This window comes from Acinetobacter calcoaceticus, from assembly GCF_016508255.1.
In the GTDB taxonomy this organism is placed as follows: domain Bacteria; phylum Pseudomonadota; class Gammaproteobacteria; order Pseudomonadales; family Moraxellaceae; genus Acinetobacter; species Acinetobacter calcoaceticus_E.
This window is the reverse complement of sequence record NZ_JADVKT010000001.1, coordinates 466,439-485,824: the sequence shown is the minus strand read 5'-3', so window position 1 is coordinate 485,824 and position 19,386 is coordinate 466,439. Positions and strand designations below refer to the sequence as shown.

The 19,386-nt window shown below is 38.7% G+C and carries 18 protein-coding genes and 1 pseudogene; 8 read left to right on the top strand and 11 right to left on the bottom strand.

Going from position 1 to position 19,386, the window contains the following annotated elements:
• Positions 1-126 precede the first annotated feature (126 nt).
• The 3 genes from I5515_RS02335 to ahcY all read right to left on the bottom strand — a co-directional run bounded on the left by I5515_RS02335 (position 127) and on the right by ahcY (position 3,161).
• Positions 127-849: a 16S rRNA (uracil(1498)-N(3))-methyltransferase gene (locus I5515_RS02335; RefSeq protein ID WP_199964559.1), complete on the bottom strand. Its 723-nt coding sequence runs from the start codon at positions 847-849 to the stop codon at positions 127-129.
• 18 nt (positions 850-867) lie between these two features.
• Positions 868-1,704, bottom strand: coding sequence for a methylenetetrahydrofolate reductase [NAD(P)H] (metF, locus tag I5515_RS02330; protein ID WP_199964558.1), 837 nt, complete (start codon positions 1,702-1,704; stop codon positions 868-870).
• A 74-nt stretch (positions 1,705-1,778) separates the two neighbouring features.
• On the bottom strand, positions 1,779-3,161 hold the full coding sequence (gene ahcY / locus I5515_RS02325) for an adenosylhomocysteinase (protein ID WP_174759003.1): 1,383 nt from the start codon (positions 3,159-3,161) through the stop codon (positions 1,779-1,781).
• A gap of 223 nt (positions 3,162-3,384) precedes the next feature.
• Between ahcY and I5515_RS02320 the strand changes: the two genes are divergently transcribed.
• Positions 3,385-3,921, top strand: a complete 537-nt coding sequence (locus tag I5515_RS02320) for a cysteine peptidase family C39 domain-containing protein (RefSeq protein WP_199964557.1) — start codon at positions 3,385-3,387, stop codon at positions 3,919-3,921.
• Positions 3,922-3,958: 37 nt separating this feature from the next.
• Here I5515_RS02320 and I5515_RS02315 read toward each other — a convergent pair whose 3' ends face one another.
• From I5515_RS02315 to lipA, 3 genes are all read right to left on the bottom strand, one after another.
• Positions 3,959-4,342: a carboxymuconolactone decarboxylase family protein gene (locus I5515_RS02315; RefSeq protein ID WP_042897233.1), complete on the bottom strand. Its 384-nt coding sequence runs from the start codon at positions 4,340-4,342 to the stop codon at positions 3,959-3,961.
• Positions 4,343-4,448: 106 nt separating this feature from the next.
• Positions 4,449-6,911 carry an acyl-CoA dehydrogenase gene (locus I5515_RS02310; protein WP_199964556.1) on the bottom strand — a complete coding sequence of 821 codons (2,463 nt, stop codon included), beginning with the start codon at positions 6,909-6,911 and terminating at the stop codon, positions 4,449-4,451.
• Between the two features lie 282 nt (positions 6,912-7,193).
• Positions 7,194-8,207 (bottom strand): lipoyl synthase, encoded by a 1,014-nt coding sequence (gene lipA / locus I5515_RS02305; RefSeq protein WP_199964555.1) that lies wholly within the window; start codon positions 8,205-8,207, stop codon positions 7,194-7,196.
• A gap of 196 nt (positions 8,208-8,403) precedes the next feature.
• On the opposite strand from lipA, the gene sthA reads away from it, so the two are divergent.
• Entirely contained in the window at positions 8,404-9,816 is a 1,413-nt protein-coding gene (gene sthA / locus I5515_RS02300; protein WP_002118117.1) for a Si-specific NAD(P)(+) transhydrogenase, read from the top strand.
• A gap of 257 nt (positions 9,817-10,073) precedes the next feature.
• On the opposite strand, the pseudogene I5515_RS17655 reads toward sthA, so the two are convergent.
• The 4 genes and pseudogenes from I5515_RS17655 to map all read right to left on the bottom strand — a co-directional run.
• A pseudogene (locus tag I5515_RS17655) lies at positions 10,074-10,240 on the bottom strand (MFS transporter); the annotation flags it as partial.
• A 146-nt stretch (positions 10,241-10,386) separates the two neighbouring features.
• Positions 10,387-11,733: an MFS transporter gene (locus I5515_RS02295; RefSeq protein WP_199964554.1), complete on the bottom strand. Its 1,347-nt coding sequence runs from the start codon at positions 11,731-11,733 to the stop codon at positions 10,387-10,389.
• A gap of 408 nt (positions 11,734-12,141) precedes the next feature.
• The gene (locus I5515_RS02290; RefSeq protein WP_199964553.1) at positions 12,142-13,197 is read right to left on the bottom strand and encodes an OmpW/AlkL family protein; all 1,056 of its coding nucleotides are present in this window, start codon (positions 13,195-13,197) and stop codon (positions 12,142-12,144) included.
• 206 nt (positions 13,198-13,403) lie between these two features.
• Entirely contained in the window at positions 13,404-14,228 is an 825-nt protein-coding gene (gene map / locus I5515_RS02285) for a type I methionyl aminopeptidase (protein WP_199964552.1), read from the bottom strand.
• Positions 14,229-14,438: 210 nt separating this feature from the next.
• Between map and rpsB the strand changes: the two genes are divergently transcribed.
• The 6 genes from rpsB to I5515_RS02255 all read left to right on the top strand — a co-directional run bounded on the left by rpsB (position 14,439) and on the right by I5515_RS02255 (position 18,817).
• On the top strand, positions 14,439-15,191 hold the full coding sequence (rpsB, locus tag I5515_RS02280) for a 30S ribosomal protein S2 (protein WP_092706280.1): 753 nt from the start codon (positions 14,439-14,441) through the stop codon (positions 15,189-15,191).
• Between the two features lie 140 nt (positions 15,192-15,331).
• A complete protein-coding gene (gene tsf / locus I5515_RS02275) occupies positions 15,332-16,207 on the top strand; it encodes a translation elongation factor Ts (protein WP_199964551.1) in 876 nt (291 codons plus the stop codon).
• Positions 16,208-16,272: 65 nt separating this feature from the next.
• Positions 16,273-16,758, top strand: coding sequence for a DUF3465 domain-containing protein (locus tag I5515_RS02270; RefSeq protein ID WP_199964550.1), 486 nt, complete (start codon positions 16,273-16,275; stop codon positions 16,756-16,758).
• A gap of 104 nt (positions 16,759-16,862) precedes the next feature.
• Entirely contained in the window at positions 16,863-17,687 is an 825-nt protein-coding gene (locus I5515_RS02265; RefSeq protein ID WP_199964549.1) for a helix-turn-helix transcriptional regulator, read from the top strand.
• 94 nt (positions 17,688-17,781) lie between these two features.
• Positions 17,782-18,495, top strand: coding sequence for an AzlC family ABC transporter permease (locus tag I5515_RS02260; protein ID WP_199964548.1), 714 nt, complete (start codon positions 17,782-17,784; stop codon positions 18,493-18,495).
• 4 nt (positions 18,496-18,499) lie between these two features.
• Positions 18,500-18,817 carry an AzlD domain-containing protein gene (locus tag I5515_RS02255; RefSeq protein WP_199964547.1) on the top strand — a complete coding sequence of 106 codons (318 nt, stop codon included), beginning with the start codon at positions 18,500-18,502 and terminating at the stop codon, positions 18,815-18,817.
• Positions 18,818-18,861: 44 nt separating this feature from the next.
• On the opposite strand, the gene I5515_RS02250 is transcribed toward I5515_RS02255, so the two are convergent.
• Entirely contained in the window at positions 18,862-19,311 is a 450-nt protein-coding gene (locus tag I5515_RS02250) for a DUF962 domain-containing protein (protein WP_199964546.1), read from the bottom strand.
• Positions 19,312-19,386 lie beyond the last annotated feature (75 nt).

Below are 19,386 nucleotides of genomic sequence, written 5' to 3'. Positions count from 1 at the left end.
TCTATCCTATTTTTTTACATATATACAGAAAGAATCTGATTTATCAGTGATAAAAAATTTGAAATTTTACTCATACAATAAAAGTAAATTAACTTTAAATAATGATTTAATCAATGTTCAATGAACTTAGGTGGATAAAAATCGATAATTTAAAATAGACAAGGCAACTACAGGTGCAGTTTCTGTACGTAATACACGGTCACCAATACACCAGTTCATAAAACCAGCTTGATTGGCTTGAGTAATTTCATTTTCACTTAAACCGCCTTCTGGTCCAATCAGTAAAGCAAGTTCAGGTTGTATACCTGCTAATACATCTTTTTGTTCTTTTTCTGGTGCTAAAACAAATTTCGATGCCGGAAGTTCCGAAGAACTTAACCATTCACTTAGAGAAATGGGTGCTAAAACTTCCGGAACTAGGTTAAGTCCACATTGCTCACAAGCGGCAATCGCAACAGCTTGCCAATGATCTAATTTTTTTTGATCTCGATCGTATTTTAAGCGCATTTCACAGCGTTCGCTGGTCAATAACTGAATTTTACTTACGCCAAGTTCAGTGGCTTTCTGAATGGCATAATCCATTCGATCACCTTTACTCATGACTTGACCAAGAACAGCTTTAAAAGGGGCACTACGATTAGACGGGTTAAAAGATTCAAGTGTGACAAACGCATTTTTTTTATTAATTTCGGTCAGTGTTGCTATATATTCACCACCTTGACCATTAAAGAGAATAGCTTGTTCTTGTAATTGTGCACGTAAAACACGCACCCAATGATGGAATACCGATTCAGTCAGTTGAATTGTTGAGTCAACTGTAAGTTCAGTTTCGATAAAAAAACGATTCATTGGGTACGCCTTACAAAATTAATTTAAACCAAGATCAACGACGAGTTGACGAGTTGGTTCGACTTGATTCATTGAATAGAAATGTAAGCTTGGTGCACCACCTGCAATCAGGCGTTCACTGAGCTTAACAACAACTTCATGACCAAAAGCTTTGATACTGTTACTGTCATCGCCATAAGCTTGTAACTGCTTACGAATCCAGCGAGGAATTTCAGCACCCGTACCATCTGCAAAGCGAATTAAATTACTTGCATTAGTAATTGGCATGATGCCAGGCGCTACCGGAATATTAACACCAGCTTTTGCCAAACGCTCTATAAAGTAAAAGTATGAATCTGGATTGAAGAAAAATTGAGTAATTCCAGCATTAGCGCCAGCTTGAACTTTTTCAATAAAACGTTGGATATCTGAATCAAGGTTCTCAGCTTGAGGGTGCATTTCTGGATAAGCTGCAACTTCAATATGGAAATGATCACCTGAATGCTCACGAATGAAACGTACTAAATCTTGAGCATAAGGAAGTTCGCCAAGTCCGACTTGACCAGAAGGTAAGTCACCACGTAAAGCGACAATACGGTTAATGCCTTGAGCTTTATATAAATCTAGTAACTCAGCAATACGCGCTTTATCATCACCAATGCACGAAAGGTGAGGTGCAACAGGTGTACCTTTACCATTGAAATCGTCAATAGCAGCAAGAGTACGTTCGCGAGTAGAACCACCAGCACCATAAGTAATCGAGAAGAAATCTGGATTTAATAGTTGTAATTCTTGATGAACAATACGAAGTTTTTCAGCACCTGCATCAGTTTTCGGTGGGAAAAACTCAAAAGAAATGGGTATACGTTTAGTCATGTCAAATCCTTGTAAACAGCGAAACAATATTTTTAGAAAAAAGGGCAGACGGTTCACCGTCTGCCCTTAAGTTCTTAGTATTTGTATGCGTCAGACTTGAATGGTCCCTCAACAGCAACACCTAAATAGCCAGCTTGCTCTTGAGTTAATTGAGTAAGTACACCACCAAAACCTGCAACCATTGCCGCAGCAACTTCTTCGTCAAGTTTCTTAGGAAGAACTTCTACACGAATTTTTGCAGTTTTTTCGTTTGCAGGAAGATCAGCAAATTTCTCTTGGAATAAGTGAATTTGACCTAAAACTTGGTTAGCAAAAGAACCATCCATTACGCGTGATGGGTGACCAGTTGCATTACCTAGGTTTACAAGGCGACCTTCAGAAAGAAGAATGAGGTAGTTATTTTCATCTTCTGAGCGATAAACTTGGTGAACTTGTGGCTTAACTTCAACCCACTTGTAACCGCGTAAATAAGCTGTGTCGATTTCTGTGTCGAAGTGACCGATGTTACATACAACTGCACCAGCTTTTAAGCTATCTAACATTGCAGCATCACATACGTGGTAGTTACCAGTAGTCGTTACAACAAGGTCAGTGTTGCCAAGTAAGTCTTGGTTAATATCTTCTTTTTTGCCTGTTTGTACGCCGTTTTTGTATGGAGATACAACTTCATAGCCGTCCATACATGCTTGCATTGCACAAATTGGGTCAACTTCAGTTACACGAACAATCATGCCTTCTTGACGTAAAGATTGAGCAGAACCTTTACCAACGTCGCCATAACCGATAACAAGCGCACGACGGCCAGACAAAAGCATGTCAGTTGCGCGTTTGATTGCATCATTTAATGAATGACGGCAACCATATTTGTTGTCGTTTTTAGATTTAGTAACTGAGTCATTTACGTTAATAGCAGGAACTTTCAAAGAACCGTCTTTCCACATTTCGATAAGACGCTGAACACCTGTAGTTGTTTCTTCAGTAATACCGTGAATGCGTTCTAAAAGAGCAGGGTATTTTTCATGAACAAGAGCAGTTAAATCACCGCCATCATCCAAGATCATGTTGGCATCCCAAGGCTGGCCATTAACATTAACTTGTTGTTCAAGGCACCATACATATTCTTCTTCAGTTTCGCCTTTCCAAGCAAAAACAGGAATACCGCGAGCAGCAATTGCAGCAGCAGCATGGTCTTGAGTCGAGAAAATGTTACATGAAGTCCAACGAACTTCAGCACCTAATTCAACAAGCGTTTCAATAAGAACCGCTGTTTGAATGGTCATGTGAATACAACCAAGGATTTTTGCACCAGCAAGTGGTTTAGACGCTGCATAACGTTTACGTAAACCAATTAGAGCTGGCATTTCTGCTTCAGCAAGTTTGATTTCTTTACGACCGTAGTCAGCAAGTGAAATGTCAGCAACTTTATAATCTGTAAATGAAGCATTAACCGCGTTCATTACGATCTCCTTAATTAAAAATAAAAATTGATCATTATGTTCGCGGATGCCGTTGTTGGTTAAAACGAGTGTTTAACCGATTGTCGAGCCTGGCAAATTGATCTTTAGTACCGATCATTTGTCGCAGCATCCCTCGACTAGCGCAACATTGTACTTCGAAAAGCTTTTAGTGCCAATCCAGTTTTGTTTATTATCTGCTTAATTATCTTTATAGATTTAAATTATGGCAGTAAATATTCCCCAAGCATTAGCGAACCTCGAAGCAAACTGTGGGGTTTTTGCGGTTTGGATGGTGCTACATCACCATGGGATACAAATTGATATTGCTGAGCTGATCAAAGTTTGTCGATATGATGAAGATGGCACTTATACCATTGCTTTAGCTGTTGCTTTAAAGAAATTTGGTTTTGACGTGTCATTTCATTCAGATGTAGACCCTAATATTAGTACAAGCGAACGAATGAGCTATAAAGAAGCAAAAGTTCTAAAAATACCAACTGGACCAGCGCTGAGCTATCAGGATATTCAAACTGCAATTCAAAATGGAAAAATGGTCATTGTCTATTACGACACATTAGAAAATGTAGGGAATCAGTCGCTCATTTATTCTATAGACTCAAATGAAATTTGCTTTTTTGATAGCTTTGAGCCTATGCCTGTGGCGATTTTTGAAAAGCAACGTCAAGTAGAAGGAATTTGTCGGCAGGCCATTGTGATTGATGATCGGAAGTTTCAAATTCATTCGACCAAATTAAATTAGATTAAAAAGAGCCAGTCCGACTCTGGCTCTTTTAACGTTATTTTTGTTGGTATTCTTGAATCACTTCTAAAGCCGCACGAAAGGCTTCTTGAGTAGCAGGGGCGCCGCAATATGGCAGACTATGCAATAACGTTTCTTGAATTTCTTCAACAGTACAGCCATTGTTGAGCGCACCACGGACATGACCTTTAAGTTCTGTTGGTGACTTAAGTGCGGTTAACATTGCTAAAGTAATTAATGAACGATATTTACGTGGTAACACACCTTCACGTTGCCAAGTCGAACCCCATGCATGTTCATTAATCCAGTCTTGTAAAGGCTGGGTAAATGGAACGGTATTATCCTGAGCACGTTTTACAAAAGCTTCTCCCATTACTTCTGTGCGAACTTTTAATCCATTTTCGTAATCTTGCTTAGACATTAATTTCTCCTAAAAATAAAAGCGTCGTGTGACGCTTTTATGGCTGTTTATTAATTAATGCGAATCAAAGGTGATTGCAATAGTGAATTAGTGGAGCCACCAGTCACTAAATTTGATGAGGATTTGATAAAGGAAGATCTTTATTTAAATGTTCATCAAAAACATCGGTAAGCATGCTGTCGAATCGAATTGCGTTGTATTGCAATAATTGTTGAGCTTCGTTTTCAGAAATAAAACCTTCTTTTGTAGCTTGTTCAATATTCTCTTCGAAAGTAAGTCCTGTAAATTTACCTTTAGATTCAGCTTTCTTAAACTTATCCCAAAGCGGTTCAAGTGTTCGCAGAATTTGGAAGGCATGTTCTAAACGGCCTGTGACATCGTCGGCTTTGGTTGAGTAAAACACATGGTGTTTAAGTTGCTCTCTAAATGGATGTTCTTCCATCATAAGCTCAGCGACTTGCTGTTTTAACTCATCATCGGGTTTTGAAATGACACGACCAAAAGGGAAACAGATCCATTTCACAAATGCTGCAGAAAGCTTGGCTGGGAAGTTCTCAAATAAACCCCAAAATGCTTCCTGAATATTCAAGAAAGCTTTTTGTAGAGCTAATTTAGCATGAAGTTGTTCAGCTTCAGTTTTTTGTCCAGCTTCATAAAACTTTAAAATCGCCGTAGAGATAAATAGATGAGCATGGATGTCGGCCAAACGTCCTGACAACATTTCTTTGCGCTTTAGATCACCTGCAAGTAAGCCAAGCGCCATATCAGAGACAAGCGAGAAGTTGGCACTAAATCGGTTAATGGTTTTATAGTGGGTTGCTGTAAATTGGTCGGCTGATTGTGGAGCATCACTTGAGCCGCCTGTCCAACCATAAGCAAATGATTTTGCTCCACGGTTAAAGGTATAGGCTAAATGTTTAAATAACAGATCATCGAATTTTTTAACTGCATTGGTTTTATCTTCAGATTGAAGGAGTTGTAACTCTTCAAAAAGGTAAGGGTGACAACGCATTGAGCCTTGACCAAAAATCATGAGTGATCGAGTTAAAATATTTGCGCCTTCCACTGTAATTGCGATTGGAATTGCTTGATAGGTAAGCGCAAGGAAGTTGCGAGGGCCAAGTTGAATTGCACGTCCTCCCGCAATATCCATTCCATGATTGACCACTTTGCGCATCGTTTCGGTTGCATAATATTTTGCCATCGCAGTCATCACAGCAGGTGTTCCGCCTTGATTTAGACCACAGGTGACTAAATAACGGAATGCTTCAAGCATATAAGCATCACTGGCAATTTCACTGGTCGCTTCTTGTACACCTTCAAATTTGCCTACTGAAATATTAAATTGTTGGCGAATTTTGGCAAAAGCACCAACGGTTAAATAGCTCATTTCACCTGCTGCTGTTGCTAGAGCTGGAAGGGAGATACCACGGCCCACACCTAAACATTCCATGAGCATCCGCCAGCCTTTACCCGCATTTTCTTGACCGCCAATAATCCAGTCAATTGGAATGAAAACGTCTTCTCCTTCTACGGTTCCATTCATAAATGGAGAGCCAGGATAATGTCGAGCGCCTATTTTTACACCCGCATGACTGGCAGGAATGAGTGCACAAGTAATTCCGTACTCATTTTTGCGTTTATCACCGAGTAAGCCGTCTGGGTCATAAAGTTTAAATGCAAGACCAACGACTGTGGCAATCGGTGCAAGGGTAATCCAACGTTTAGAGAAATTCATGCGCAGACCAAGAACTTGAGCACCTTCATGTTCACCGTAACAAACGACCCCAGAGTCGGGAATTGCACCTGCATCTGAACCTGCTTCTGGACTGGTTAAACCAAAGCATGGAATTTCTTCACCTTTGGCAAGGCCGGGTAGATATTGCTGCTTTTGAGCATCAGTACCGTAGTGCATGAGTAGCTCACCCGGTCCCAACGAGTTTGGAACCATACAACTCACAGCAGTGGTGAGAGAGCGTGAAGCAATTTTGCTCATAATACGGCTTTGTGCAAATGAGCTAAATTCTTTACCACCAAAAGATTTGGGAATAATGAGGCCTAAAAAACCTTTATCTTTAATAAATTGCCAAACTTCAGGAGGAAGGTCTTTTAAGTGATGATGGATTTCCCATTCATCTAACAAGCTACAAAGCAGTTCAACTTCATTGTCAATGAAACTTTGTTCTTCAGCTGACAAGGTCGGGTAGGGATAATTTTCAAACTGAGACCAATCGGGTGCCCCCATGAATAGCTCTTTTTCCCACCAACTGGTACCTGCTTCTAAAGCTTCTTGTTCTGTCGTACTAATGCTTGGCATCGAATTAGCTAAAGTTTTATATGCAGGTTTAGTGATCAGGTTAAATCGTAATGGCTCAACTAAAATAATGATGCTGAGCGCAATCATTGGAATACCTAAAAGCAGTGACCATGGTGTTAGCAAGAATGCCGAAAGTAGGGCAACAATAATCGCTACACTGCTACCAATAACTTTATTTAAGTTAAAGAAGAAAATCGCCCATACTGCAATAAGCTGAATAATAATACTTAATATAAAGAGTAGGAAAATCATACTTGCTCCTTACTAGATAAGCCCTCAAGTGAATGACGTTACAAAAGCGAGGAGATATTTAAGGCTTAACTAGCTGTTTTGTTGCTGTTTAAATTTGAGTTTTTATGTCGCAAATATTGATGTATATGCTAGCGCAGGGATATATCGTACTTTCAGGTATAAGATATTTTTGAGTGAAAGTGTAATGGGTTGTTTTATCGATTTGTCAAGAAATGTTATTGATTTTCTTATACAAATAAAAAGCCCTCTGTGTTAGAGGGCTTTTTATAGATATTTAATTTATTAAGCTTCGACGACCTGAACTGCAATTTTCTTAGCAGGATCTACTTTACGACGAACTTCTGGTACTGGTTCACCGTGGTATTGACGATCAGCAAAGTAACTTGAACGAACCATTGGTGCAGACCAAATATTTCTAAAGCCAAGTTTGCGGCCATGCTCTGCATAACGTTCAAACTCTTCTGGAGTTACAAAGCGGTCAATTGGCGCATGTTGTTTAGAAGGCTGTAAATATTGACCAATAGTGACATAGTCAACATCATGGGCACGTAAGTCATCAAGTAAAGCAATAACTTCTTCTTCTGTTTCACCAATACCGACCATCAAACCACATTTAGTTGGAATGTCTGGGCAATATTCTTTAAACATTTTTAATAAGTTTAAAGAGTGCTGGTAATCTGAACCTGGGCGCATTGCTTTATATAAGCGAGGCACAGTCTCAATGTTATGGTTAAATACGTCTGGTGGACATTCGGTCATAATGCGTAAAGCAATATCCATGCGTCCACGGAAGTCAGGTACTAAAATCTCAAGCAATGTAGTCGGGCTAAGTGCACGTGTTTCTTTAATACAGTCCACAAAATGTTGCGCACCGCCGTCAAGCAAGTCATCACGGTCAACCGAAGTAATTACTGCGTACTTGAGTTTCAGATTGGAAATAGTTTCTGCCATGTGACGAGGTTCGTCAGCATCTAATGCATTAGGACGACCATGTGCTACATCACAGAAAGGGCAACGGCGGGTACAAATGTCACCCATAATCATGAATGTTGCTGTACCACCACCAAAACATTCTGGTAGGTTAGGACAAGCAGCTTCTTCACAAACGGTATGGAGTTTTTGAGCACGTAAAGTCGTTTTAATACGCTGAACTTCTTCTGGTGCCGTCATCTTGACACGAATCCAGTCAGGTTTACGCGGCACTTCAACCGTAGGTACAACTTTTACAGGAATTCTTGCGACTTTTTCTGCGCCACGAAGTTTTACACCCTGTTCAGGTTTACGGTGTTCTGACATATCTAACTTTTCCACTCGTTTATAGAGACATTGACATTGTATTATAGCGAACTTCTACAGTTAATAGCGGAAAATAACTATTCATATAATAAATGTGGCTATTCAGAAATATAGGGTTGAGAAATACATAAAATCACCGCATATTAGTCATAATCTATTATAAAATATGGTCATTCAAGAGAGGAAGGAGCTTTCAATGCCACGTAAAAAAGAGGTCGTTAGTGGGAATTTCGTTAAATACGATGCGGTAGTTCTCGGTTCTGGACCTGCAGGTGAAGGCGCGGCAATGAAGCTTGCAAAAGCTGGTAAGCGTGTTGCAATTGTAGATGTGCGTGATCAACTCGGTGGTAACTGTGCTCACGTAGGCACCATTCCAAGTAAAGCATTACGTCAAACAGTTTCTAGCATTATTCGCTATCAGCGTGATCCAATGTTTCAAAAAGTAGGTGAATGGAAACAGTTCACCATGAAACAGGTTTTGCGTAATGCACATAAGGTTATTCAGCAACAGGTTGATACACATACGCGTTTTTATGACCGTAACAAAATCGGTGTATTTCACGGCCGTGCATATATTCAAGACAAAAATACAGTTTTAGTTTTTAGTCATGAAGGTATTAAAGAAACAATCATCTGTAAGCAAATTGTGATTGCGACAGGTAGTCGTCCATACCACCCGCAAGGGCTAGACTTTGATCATCCTCGCGTATTTGATTCGGACAAAATTCTTGATCTTGATTATTCAATTCAAAAAATCATTATTTACGGCGCAGGCGTTATTGGTTGTGAATATGCCTCAATCTTTATTGGTTTAGACCATAAAGTTGACTTGATTAATACTCAGCAAAAATTATTAAGCTATTTGGACGATGAAATTGCCGATGCTTTGTCTTATCACTTACGCGAACAAGGTGTATTGATTCGTCACAATGAGCAAATGGATCATCTTGAAACGTTTGATGACCATGTCGTTCTGCATTTACAAAGCGGTAAAAAGATTAAAGCCGATGCTATTCTTTGGTGTAATGGTCGTTCAGGTAACACAGAAGGTTTAGGCCTTGAGAACGTTGGACTAGTACCAAACAACCGTGGTCAGCTTTCAGTAAATGATCAATATCAAACTGAAGTTGAAAACATCTATGCTGCTGGTGATGTAATTGGTTGGCCATCACTTGCTTCTGCTGCTTATGACCAAGGGCGCTGTGCTGGCGCAAACATGAGTGGTGAAGATGCGAAGCCAGTACGTGATATTCCAACTGGTATCTACACCATTCCGGAAATCTCATCAATTGGTAAAAATGAACAGGAATTAACGGAAGAAAAAATTCCGTATGAAGTGGGTCAAGCTTCTTTCCGTCATTTAGCTCGTGCACAAATTACTGGTGATACAGTAGGTGAGTTAAAAATTCTTTTCCACCGTGACACTATGGAAATTTTAGGTATTCACTGTTTTGGTAATAACGCTGCCGAAATTATCCACATTGGGCAAGCAGTTATGCACAGCCCCAATAATACCTTAAAATATTTTGTTGAAACGACATTTAATTATCCAACAATGGCTGAAGCATATCGCGTAGCTGCGCTCAATGGTATGAATCGCTTATTTTGATTTTAAATAAGTTTTTAATAAAAAAGCCCGCAAATCTGCGGGCTTTTTTATTTTCATTAGACCATACGATTTTTATATTTTTATGACAGTTTTAAGGGATGATTTACGTGCTTTATATTTTAGTGTGCACAAAATTATTTATTAAAATATTTATATAAATCAGGTGTCTGTTTCCAAAAAAATATGGAAAGAATAAAAATAGTACCTATTAGAAAAGTCATAATTGTTTTCAAAAGTAAGGCATTATGCGTCTGAATGACGCCACCGAGCCAGTCTCCCAAAAAGAACCAACTTGATGGGTGAAAAATACAATATCACTTAGCATCGATATATATTTTACCCCACACATATTTGCCATAATGCCGTTCGTGAGCGGAACTGTAGAGAGCCATGAAAGTCCCATAATGATCCCAAAAGCATATAATAATGATTTGTTGTAGAAGATATATCGATAAATATAAATGTGGGGAATAGCGTTTAATAAAAAAGATAATGTAATTTAAATGGTGAAGTGTTTTATGAGAAAAGAGTAGAAGCAGACATCATTTTGATCTCCGCTTCTTGTTAAAATTAGGCAGCCGAATTACGTTCAAGTAATGCCTGTTTGAAAAGCACTTGTTCTTTTTGTTTGTGTTCAATTGTGAAGCGAATCAAAATTACACTACAGCCAGCGACCATGACTAACCCACCTAAAATAAATAGACAAGTTTGCACATCAAGCAAGCCTTTAAGTAAGAAGCCCGCTGCAACAGCGCCTACATTTCCTCCTGCACCAATAATTCCTGCAACGCCGCCTAATGCATTACGATCAATAAATGGTACGAGTGCATATGTTGCTCCACAGGCCATGTGGGTAAACAATGCAAAAATGGTCATAGAAATAATCGCGAGGGTAACAGCATTCATTTGAGAGAAGAGTATTAAGAATAAGCCTTCACCTAAAATCATAAGTACAAGCACTTTTGTACGGCCATCTAATCCTTTTTTGAGAGCCACTTTGTCAGAAATAATGCCACCCAGTGCGCGTGCAAATAATGCAAGAAGACCAAAGATCCCAGCAGTTAAACCAGCAGTTTTTAAATCCATTTTGAATTGATCAACATAGTACATTGCCGCAACGTTATGGATGAAAATCTCAATACCGAAACTTGCACCATATGCCAAGAATAAAATCCAGACACGATAGTTACGTGCGGCTTGCATTAAAATTGCCGTACCACCTTTTTTACCACTACCGACCTCAATACCATGTGCACGAACTTCTTTAAAGTTCCCTTGAGGGCAATCTTGAGTTAATTTCCAGTAAAGAATGCCAACGATAACCATCATTATGCCAGGTACGATTAATGCCACGCGCCATCCCATGGTTTGTTCAACACCAAACATCACAATTGCACCGAGTAATAAAGGCATTAAAGCTTGTGTTGCTCCACCGCCAGCATTTCCCCAACCTGCGGCAGCTGCATTTGCTGTACCTACTATATTCGGAGCAAACATCACACTTGTATGATATTGAGTAATTACAAAGCTCGCACCAATAGCACCAATAAGTAAGCGAAAGAACAGAAACGATTCATAACTATTGGCGGCAGCTACACCAAATACTGGAATGCTACCTACTAATAAGAGAGTGGTGTACGTAATTCGTGGGCCGTATTTATCGCAGAGTGGTCCGACAATGAGCCGCACTAAAATCGTAATGGCAACAGCAGCAATATTAATATTGGCAATCTGATCTTTCGTTAAGCCAAATTCACCTTTAATCACTGGCATTAATGGAGCACATGCAAACCATGCGAAGAAACACACAAAGAATGCAAGCCAAGTCATATGGAAGGCACGCATTGCTGGAGTAGAAAAACTGAATAATTTAATCGCAGTTGATTTCTTTGCATCTAGATTGATATTTGAAGACATACGCCGTCCCCCTGAACTGAACGAAATTTTAATTTGCATGGCAAGAAGTTGCCTATATGCAGACCGATCAGAGCGGACGTCGTTGGCCGTCTTTGTTTATTCATTGAATCAGCGTTGATTCATCATGCTATGAATAATGCAAATGCTGTGCCAAAAAATGAATTTTACTAAAAAGGAAAAATTAGTATTTAATTTTATTCATTTAGTTTGTGATCAGAAAAACAATTAAAAATGATTATCACAACGAAGAAAGATAATAACAAAAGCGATTTTTAGATTTATCAGTGATTTTTATTAGAAAATGCTCATTTTTTTAGCATTTTGATTTAAAAAGAAGCAATTTGAGGGGGATCGAAAGAAAGCTATAAAAACATGCATAAGTTTTTATAGCTTTATATCTAACCGAATTTAGAAGCGATAACCAACGCCAACATAGGTAATGATTGGGTCAATATCAATTTTAGTATTCGCTTTAATTAGCTCTTTACCTGTATTTTGGTCTGTTACAGAGATTTTTGCTTCACTATTCATTTTTGAATATGAAACTGAACCAACAGCAAACCAGTTCGGATTGAAGTCATAAGTTGCCCCTAAAGTAACAATCGGCGCAAAAGTATCGGTCGCTTCTAGTTTTACGATAGGATTCGCTGAGGATGTCTTACCATCCAGTGCTGCTCCAGCTTTACCATCATGAATATTCTGAATCATATGACCCGCTTTTATCAAATCCGACTCAATGCCCGAATTCATTTCTAATCCGTTGAAATAAGCATACATCACACCTGCACCTACGTATGGGCGGAATTTATTCACCCCAGATTTACCAAACTGATATTGCAGCTCTACAGCAGGTAACCAAGCACGTGCAGTAGCAGCTTTACTACCTTGAGTGAGGTCAGTGATATGAATATCTTCTTTTAAGCCTATTGTGCCAAGAGCTGTATTTGCTGAGCCAGATAATGGTGCATAAATATTACCTTTACCTTGAATATCAACTTTAGGAGGAATCCCAGCTTTAATTTCTAGAGATAAATTATCTGTAAAATTATAATTCGCCATGATCCCTAATGTGTCTACATCCTTTGCTTCCAAACCCGTACCTTGACTCTGCCAATTTGATAAGCCATTTACCGTTGCTGTTCCTGTGAGTATTGAGGGTAGGGTATCTGTTGGTAAAATCTTGATTGCATCATACAAGAGTGGATTAGAGCTTCTGTCAGCAGCGTTTAAAACAGATTGTTTTGACACAGGGCCTACTTTAGAGGTCGTTCCTTCTGCGACACTAGTATTAATGTTGACTGGATTTGCGCTTCCTTGCGGCATGGCATGTAACCAACCTGCAGAGACTGAAAAACGTTTGAAGCCATCACCATCCTTTAAACTAAAATATGGAGAAGTGGCGTAGGTGACTGTTGGCAGAGCAAAAAAGGCAGCTGTCATACAAAATAATGACTTTTTCATCATAAAGGGACTCCATGTCCGACATTTGTTTACTGATTTTTATTGAGCCAACCATACCGCGTTTTATTAAAATGATTGTTTATTAAAAATTAATAATTGTAATTTTTTTGAAATAATTGTTTATATTTGGCAATATTTGTTAATTTTAAATACACAATAAATAATAAAAGGCTACATAAAGTAGCCTTTTATTAAATGTAATTAAATTATTAGTTGAAGCGTGATAGGTCTTCTTCTGGACGCGCAGTTAAAACTTCAATACCAGTTTGAGTCACTAAAATAGTATGTTCAAACTGAGCTGAAAGTTTATGGTCTTTGGTTACTACAGTCCATTTGTCTCCAAGCAATTTAGTCTGCCATACGCCGGCATTTACCATAGGTTCAATGGTAAAAGTCATGCCTGCTTCTAAGCGCATGCCTGTGCCAGCTTGACCATAGTGCAATACTTGAGGTTCATCATGGAAAACAGTTCCAATACCATGGCCACAATATTCACGGACTACACTAAAACGTTCTGATTCGACATATTTTTGGATTGCATGGCCGATATCACCTAAATATGAACCATCTCTAACTGTTGCCATTCCTCGATACATCGCTTCTTGGGCAACCTTACATAGACGGTTAGCTAAAATGGAAGTCTCTCCACCAACGACATACATCATGTTTGTATCGCCGTGATAACCATCTTTAATAACAGTCACATCAATATTAAGAATATCGCCGTTTTTTAAAGTTTTATTTTCAGAAGGAATGCCATGGCAGACAACATGGTTAACCGAAGTACAAATAGAGTGCTGAAAAGCAGGGCGTCCAGGAGCGCCACCATAGCCGACACAGGCAGGAATAGCATGCTGTACATTTTCAATGTGGTTACGGCAAATGGTATCAAGTTCAAGTGTACTTACACCTGCCTTAATATAAGGCTTGATCATCTCTAGAACTTCAGCCGCCAGTCGTCCTGCAATGCGCATTTTTTCAATTTCATCTGGAGTTTTGATTAATCGACGTGGAGCTGTATAAGTACTGTTCATGATCTCTAAAAACTTTTGGTAATTTACAAGTGTCTATGGTATAAATAGCCGCCCATTTTATCAAATGCTTTTCGTGAATATCTTTTACGAACAATTTTGATAGATGGAGTAAAAAATCCGCACATATATCGTCACATTACTCTGGGTGCCTGTAAAAGGGTGGAGAATGCGGATATATGGAGGCCTAACCCAAACTTTAAGGTAAAGAAAATGGCAGATTACAACGTAAGCATGCGCGACCTTCTTCAAGCTGGCGCGCACTTTGGTCACCAAACTCGTTTCTGGAACCCAAAAATGCGTCAATACATTTTTGGCGCGCGCAACAAAATTCACATCATCAACCTTGAGCACACTGTTCCTGCGTTAAATGATGCTTTGAACTTCGCTAACCAATTAGCAAGCAAAAAGAACAAAGTTTTGTTCGTTGGTACAAAACGTGCTGCTTCTAACATCATCCGTGAACAAGCTCAACGCGCTGGTCAACCATATGTAGATCACCGCTGGTTAGGTGGTATGTTGACGAACTGGAAAACACTTCGCCAATCTATCAACCGTTTAAAAGATCTTCAAACTCAATCTCAAGATGGTACTTTTGCTAAGCTTACTAAACGTGAAGCTTTAGAACGTGCTCGTGAGATGGAAAAACTTGAGCGTTCTTTAGGCGGCGTTAAAAACATGGGTGGTTTACCTGACGCGTTATTTGTAATCGACGTTGATCACGAAGCGATTGCAATTAAAGAAGCGAAGAACTTGGGTATTCCTGTTATCGGTATCGTTGATACAAACTCTAACCCAGACAACGTTGATTACGTTATTCCGGGTAACGACGATGCGATCCGTGCAGTAACTCTATATGCTTCTGCTATGGCTGATGCGATTCTTGCTGGTAAAGAATATGCTCAATCACAAGCAAATGCACAAGCTAAAGGCGAAGAAGCTGCTAAAGAAGCTCCAGAGGCTTAATGCATTTTGATGCAAAATTGTCATTTTTGCGACATGTAATGGTGGCAAATTAAGCGTCAAGAAAGCAGAACGGTCCAGAGAACACTTTGGGCCGTTTTTGTTGAACAGATTCATTTTTCTACCGTATTTAGGAGATCAACATGACTGCAGTTACTGCGAGCATGGTAAAAGAATTACGTGACCGTACTGGTCTTGCAATGATGGAATGCAAAAAAGCATTAACAGAATCTAATGGTGATGTTGAATTAGCGATTGATAACCTTCGTAAATCAGGTCAAGCAAAAGCTGCTAAAAAAGCGGGCAACATTGCTGCTGATGGTGCGATCACTATCGTTCAAGAAGGCAATAAAGCGATTCTTTTAGAAGTAAACTGTCAAACTGACTTCGTTGCTAAAGACGAAAACTTTGCTGGTTTCTCTGCTAAAGTTGCTGCTGCTGCACTTGCTGCAAATGAAACTGATGCGACTAAAATTGCTGAATTGAAACTTGAAGATGGTGCTACTGTTGAAGAAGCGCGTATTGCACTTGTTCAAAAAATCGGTGAAAACATCCAAGTTCGTCGCGCGAAAATTGTTGAAGGCGAAAGCTTGGCTATCTACAAACACGGTTTAAAAATCGGTGTTGTAGTTTCTTATACTGGTGATGCTGATACTGGTAAAGGTATTGCAATGCACATTGCTGCATTCAACCCAGTAGCTGTAAATGCTGAAGCTGTTCCTGCTGATCTTATCGCTAAAGAAAAAGAAATTGCTGAAGCGAAAGCGTTAGAATCTGGCAAACCAGCTAACATCGTTGAGAAAATGGTAAGTGGTTCAGTTGATAAATATTTGAACGAAGTTGCTCTTGATCGTCAAATGTACGTAATTGACAACGACAAAAAAGTTGCTGATGTATTAAAAGCAACTGGTACTACTGTTGCTAACTTCGTACGTTTCGAAGTTGGTGAAGGTATCGAGAAGAAAGTAGAACTTAGCTTCGCTGAAGAAGTTGCTGCTGCTCAAGCTGCTGCGAAGTAATTCGTATCACAATAAAAAAAGCCCCATTGGGGCTTTTTTTATCTTAATTAAAATGAGGACATACAATGACAAATAAAAAGAATCTTACTATTGGCGGTGTCATTATTTTATTGATTGCTGCATATTTTGGTCTAAATTTATCTGGTCATAAGCAAAATCAATCTCCATCATCAACTATACCCGCAGCTCAACCTAATGAAACTACACTTTCAAATAATGGGGCGGATACCATAAAAGCTGCTTATGAGCAGAGAAAAAGTAATGTTCAAGTGCAGGGAAGTGGTCGAGTAAAAGCAATTTTAAGAGAGGATAATGTGGGGTCAAGACACCAGAAATTTATTCTTGTATTAAAAAATGGCCTTTCAATTTTAGTTGCACATAATATTGATTTAGCACCTAAAATTCCTGATTTAAAAAAAGGTGACGTGGTAGAGTTTTATGGTGAATATGAATACAACCCTAAAGGCGGAGTATTACACTGGACTCATCGTGATCCACAAAATCGTCATGAAAGCGGTTGGCTCAAACATGATGGGCAAATCTATCAATAAAGCCGAATAAACTAATAAAGAGATTGTTTTTATAGAGCAATTTTATTCTATTCAGTTTCTTAAAACATGCTATGGTTTTTTTATTGAATGGATGAGACGTATCTATGCAGCGGGAGCAAGCCGATTATCTGCATGTGCGAGAGCTAGGCGGTTTAGAGTTACTAAAAGCACATTATCACCAAACACAATTTTCGAAGCATACTCATGAAGGGTACTGTATCGGTGTGATTGAAGAGGGAGCACAGTCTTTTTTTAGGACGGGCCAGCTACATGTGGCTCCCAAAGGTGATATTATTTTGGTCAATGCTGACGAGATTCATACGGGTTCATCTGCTGTTGAATCGGGTTGGCGATATCGGGCGATTTATCCTACACCTGAAATGTTGGCAGAAGTCAGCCAAGATTTTTTTGAAAACTCGCACGGTGCGCCTTGGTTTCCTCAAGCTGTCATTCGTGACCTCGGCTTGGCACAACAGCTTTGCTTGCTTTTTGATTTATTAGAACAAAAAGATAATTTCCTACTTAAAGAAACCATGTATTTGTCTACTTTAGCTTGTTTAATGAAGCGACATGGTAAATCAAATCATACTTTTTGTGAGTTGCCTGAAGCCTATTCAAAAATATTAAGAATTAAAGAATTACTAATAGAAATGCCGGAAACAAATTTTTCTTTACAAGATTTGGCTGACATGGTGGGGTTGAGCGCCTGGCATTTCTTAAGACAATTTAAAAAATACGTGGGTTTACCGCCTCATGCTTGGCTTGTGCAAGCACGCTTACAGAAAGCAAGGCAATTATTAAAACAGGGTGACCAGATTGCGATGGTGGCACAGCAATGTGGTTTTTCTGATCAAAGCCATTTTAATCGTCACTTTAAAAAAGCAATGGGAGTCACGCCTACTCAATATGTAGCTAGTCTAAATAACTAAATTATTAAAAACTTATTTACAGCAATTTTATTCAATATAAATCATGTCTCATTGCGCATTTTATAGAGAGATCTTTTGTATTGAGTTTATATGTATGAATATTCAGTTGCATCAGTGGGTGGGGTTTCCAAAAAATAAACCATCTTCTCTCTTTTTACGCGGTGCAATTGATATTTTACCGTTGTCAATTTCTGTTATTCCATGGGCAATTTTAGCAGGCTCTATGACAATTCATGCAGGGTTATCTTTTTATAAGGCGCTTGCGATGTCCGGAATTATCTTTGCTGGAGCGGCTCAATTAGTTAGCTTAAGCATGGTAATGGAAGGCGCATCCGTTTTTACAATTTATGTGACGATTTTCTTTTTAACGGCTCAGCATTTTATTTATGCATTAACTTTAAGAAATGACATTTCTATTTTGCCTCTTTCGAAACGGTTAAGTTTGGGTTTTTTATTAACAGATGAATTATTTGCGGTATGTGCATCTGGACAAAAAAGACAACCAGAATATCTGCTCGGAGCGGGTCTATCTTTTTATTTATTCTGGGTGGTTTTTAGCTTGGTGGGAATACTTTTAGCAACAGTGATTCCTGATTTACTAAATTATCATTTGGATTTTTCAATTGTGGCAATTTTCATTGCCATGATAGTGCCGCTATGTAAAGGGTTGCCTGTAGTCGCTGGTGTGCTAATGACTTGTTTAAGCGGGTTTTTCTTTAAATTTTATCAGGTTGAAGGAGCGATTTTACTTTCAGGATTAATAGGAATGTTGGTTGCTGTTTTAACTGAAAAAATAGGTAAGGAGTAATAATATGTCTTGGTTCATGATTTTAGGCTTGGCAACAATCGTCTTTTTTAATCGTTATTATTTTTTAGAACCGAATGTTAAAATTAAATTACCTCTTATTATGAATAGGATGCTTAATTATTCTGCACCCTGTTTATTAACAGCAATTTGTATTCCGGTCGTTTTTTTTGATGGTGATAATTTAAAGGGAATTATAGATAATCCTTATATTTATGCAGCAATCTTTTGTATTGTGGTTGCCATATATCTAAAAAGGGTACTTTTAAGTGTTATCGCTAGTTTAGTTTTTTTCTATTTTATAAATTTTCTAATAAATCAGTAAAATGTAAAAAGCTGAATCGAAATGATCCAGCTTTAATTTAATAATTAGGAAATAGCGTGTTTTTGTCTGCTTTTCCATTTAGGTAAGACTTTCCCTAGGTAGGCATCCATACACCAGACTGGACCAATGAGTAGAAATTGTAAATCTTTAAAAAAAGATGGTTTTTTGCCCTCGATTTTATGTCCATAAAACTGTCCAACCCAAGCAATCACAAAAATGGTGATATAAAATCCCACTCCGATAGGTAGGGTGTAAATGAGCCATGCCATCACAACAAGTAAAGCAGCCATTGCAACAGCAAGTACAAGATCTAAACGCGCATAAAATACTAAAGTGAGTACCAGTAATAGAGCGGTGAGTAAAGTGTTGAAATGGGCAATGATTCCAATAATAGAAAATAAAATGGCAGGAACACAGAGCCAGTGAATTTGTTTATTGGTTGGGTTTTGATGGCTTTCGCTATATTCATCAAACCATTCTGTAATGGATTTCATTGAGGGCACACTCCTTGTTTTAACTTTGATTTATTTTTTCTGAGTATACTTTATCCTGTTCTTCAGGTCGGTCAC

Bases quoted from the DNA above. Each gene is read 5' to 3' on its own strand.
- I5515_RS02335 (WP_199964559.1), bottom strand. From the start codon at position 849: ATGAATCGTTTTTTTATCGAAACTGAACTTACAGTTGACTCAACAATT.
- metF (WP_199964558.1), bottom strand. From the start codon at position 1,704: ATGACTAAACGTATACCCATTTCTTTTGAGTTTTTCCCACCGAAAACT.
- ahcY (WP_174759003.1), bottom strand. From the start codon at position 3,161: ATGAACGCGGTTAATGCTTCATTTACAGATTATAAAGTTGCTGACATT.
- I5515_RS02320 (WP_199964557.1), top strand. From the start codon at position 3,385: ATGGCAGTAAATATTCCCCAAGCATTAGCGAACCTCGAAGCAAACTGT.
- I5515_RS02315 (WP_042897233.1), bottom strand. From the start codon at position 4,342: ATGTCTAAGCAAGATTACGAAAATGGATTAAAAGTTCGCACAGAAGTA.
- I5515_RS02310 (WP_199964556.1), bottom strand. From the start codon at position 6,911: ATGATTTTCCTACTCTTTATATTAAGTATTATTATTCAGCTTATTGCA.
- lipA (WP_199964555.1), bottom strand. From the start codon at position 8,207: ATGTCAGAACACCGTAAACCTGAACAGGGTGTAAAACTTCGTGGCGCA.
- sthA (WP_002118117.1), top strand. From the start codon at position 8,404: ATGCCACGTAAAAAAGAGGTCGTTAGTGGGAATTTCGTTAAATACGAT.
- I5515_RS02295 (WP_199964554.1), bottom strand. From the start codon at position 11,733: ATGTCTTCAAATATCAATCTAGATGCAAAGAAATCAACTGCGATTAAA.
- I5515_RS02290 (WP_199964553.1), bottom strand. From the start codon at position 13,197: ATGATGAAAAAGTCATTATTTTGTATGACAGCTGCCTTTTTTGCTCTG.
- map (WP_199964552.1), bottom strand. From the start codon at position 14,228: ATGAACAGTACTTATACAGCTCCACGTCGATTAATCAAAACTCCAGAT.
- rpsB (WP_092706280.1), top strand. From the start codon at position 14,439: ATGGCAGATTACAACGTAAGCATGCGCGACCTTCTTCAAGCTGGCGCG.
- tsf (WP_199964551.1), top strand. From the start codon at position 15,332: ATGACTGCAGTTACTGCGAGCATGGTAAAAGAATTACGTGACCGTACT.
- I5515_RS02270 (WP_199964550.1), top strand. From the start codon at position 16,273: ATGACAAATAAAAAGAATCTTACTATTGGCGGTGTCATTATTTTATTG.
- I5515_RS02265 (WP_199964549.1), top strand. From the start codon at position 16,863: ATGCAGCGGGAGCAAGCCGATTATCTGCATGTGCGAGAGCTAGGCGGT.
- I5515_RS02260 (WP_199964548.1), top strand. From the start codon at position 17,782: ATGAATATTCAGTTGCATCAGTGGGTGGGGTTTCCAAAAAATAAACCA.
- I5515_RS02255 (WP_199964547.1), top strand. From the start codon at position 18,500: ATGTCTTGGTTCATGATTTTAGGCTTGGCAACAATCGTCTTTTTTAAT.
- I5515_RS02250 (WP_199964546.1), bottom strand. From the start codon at position 19,311: ATGAAATCCATTACAGAATGGTTTGATGAATATAGCGAAAGCCATCAA.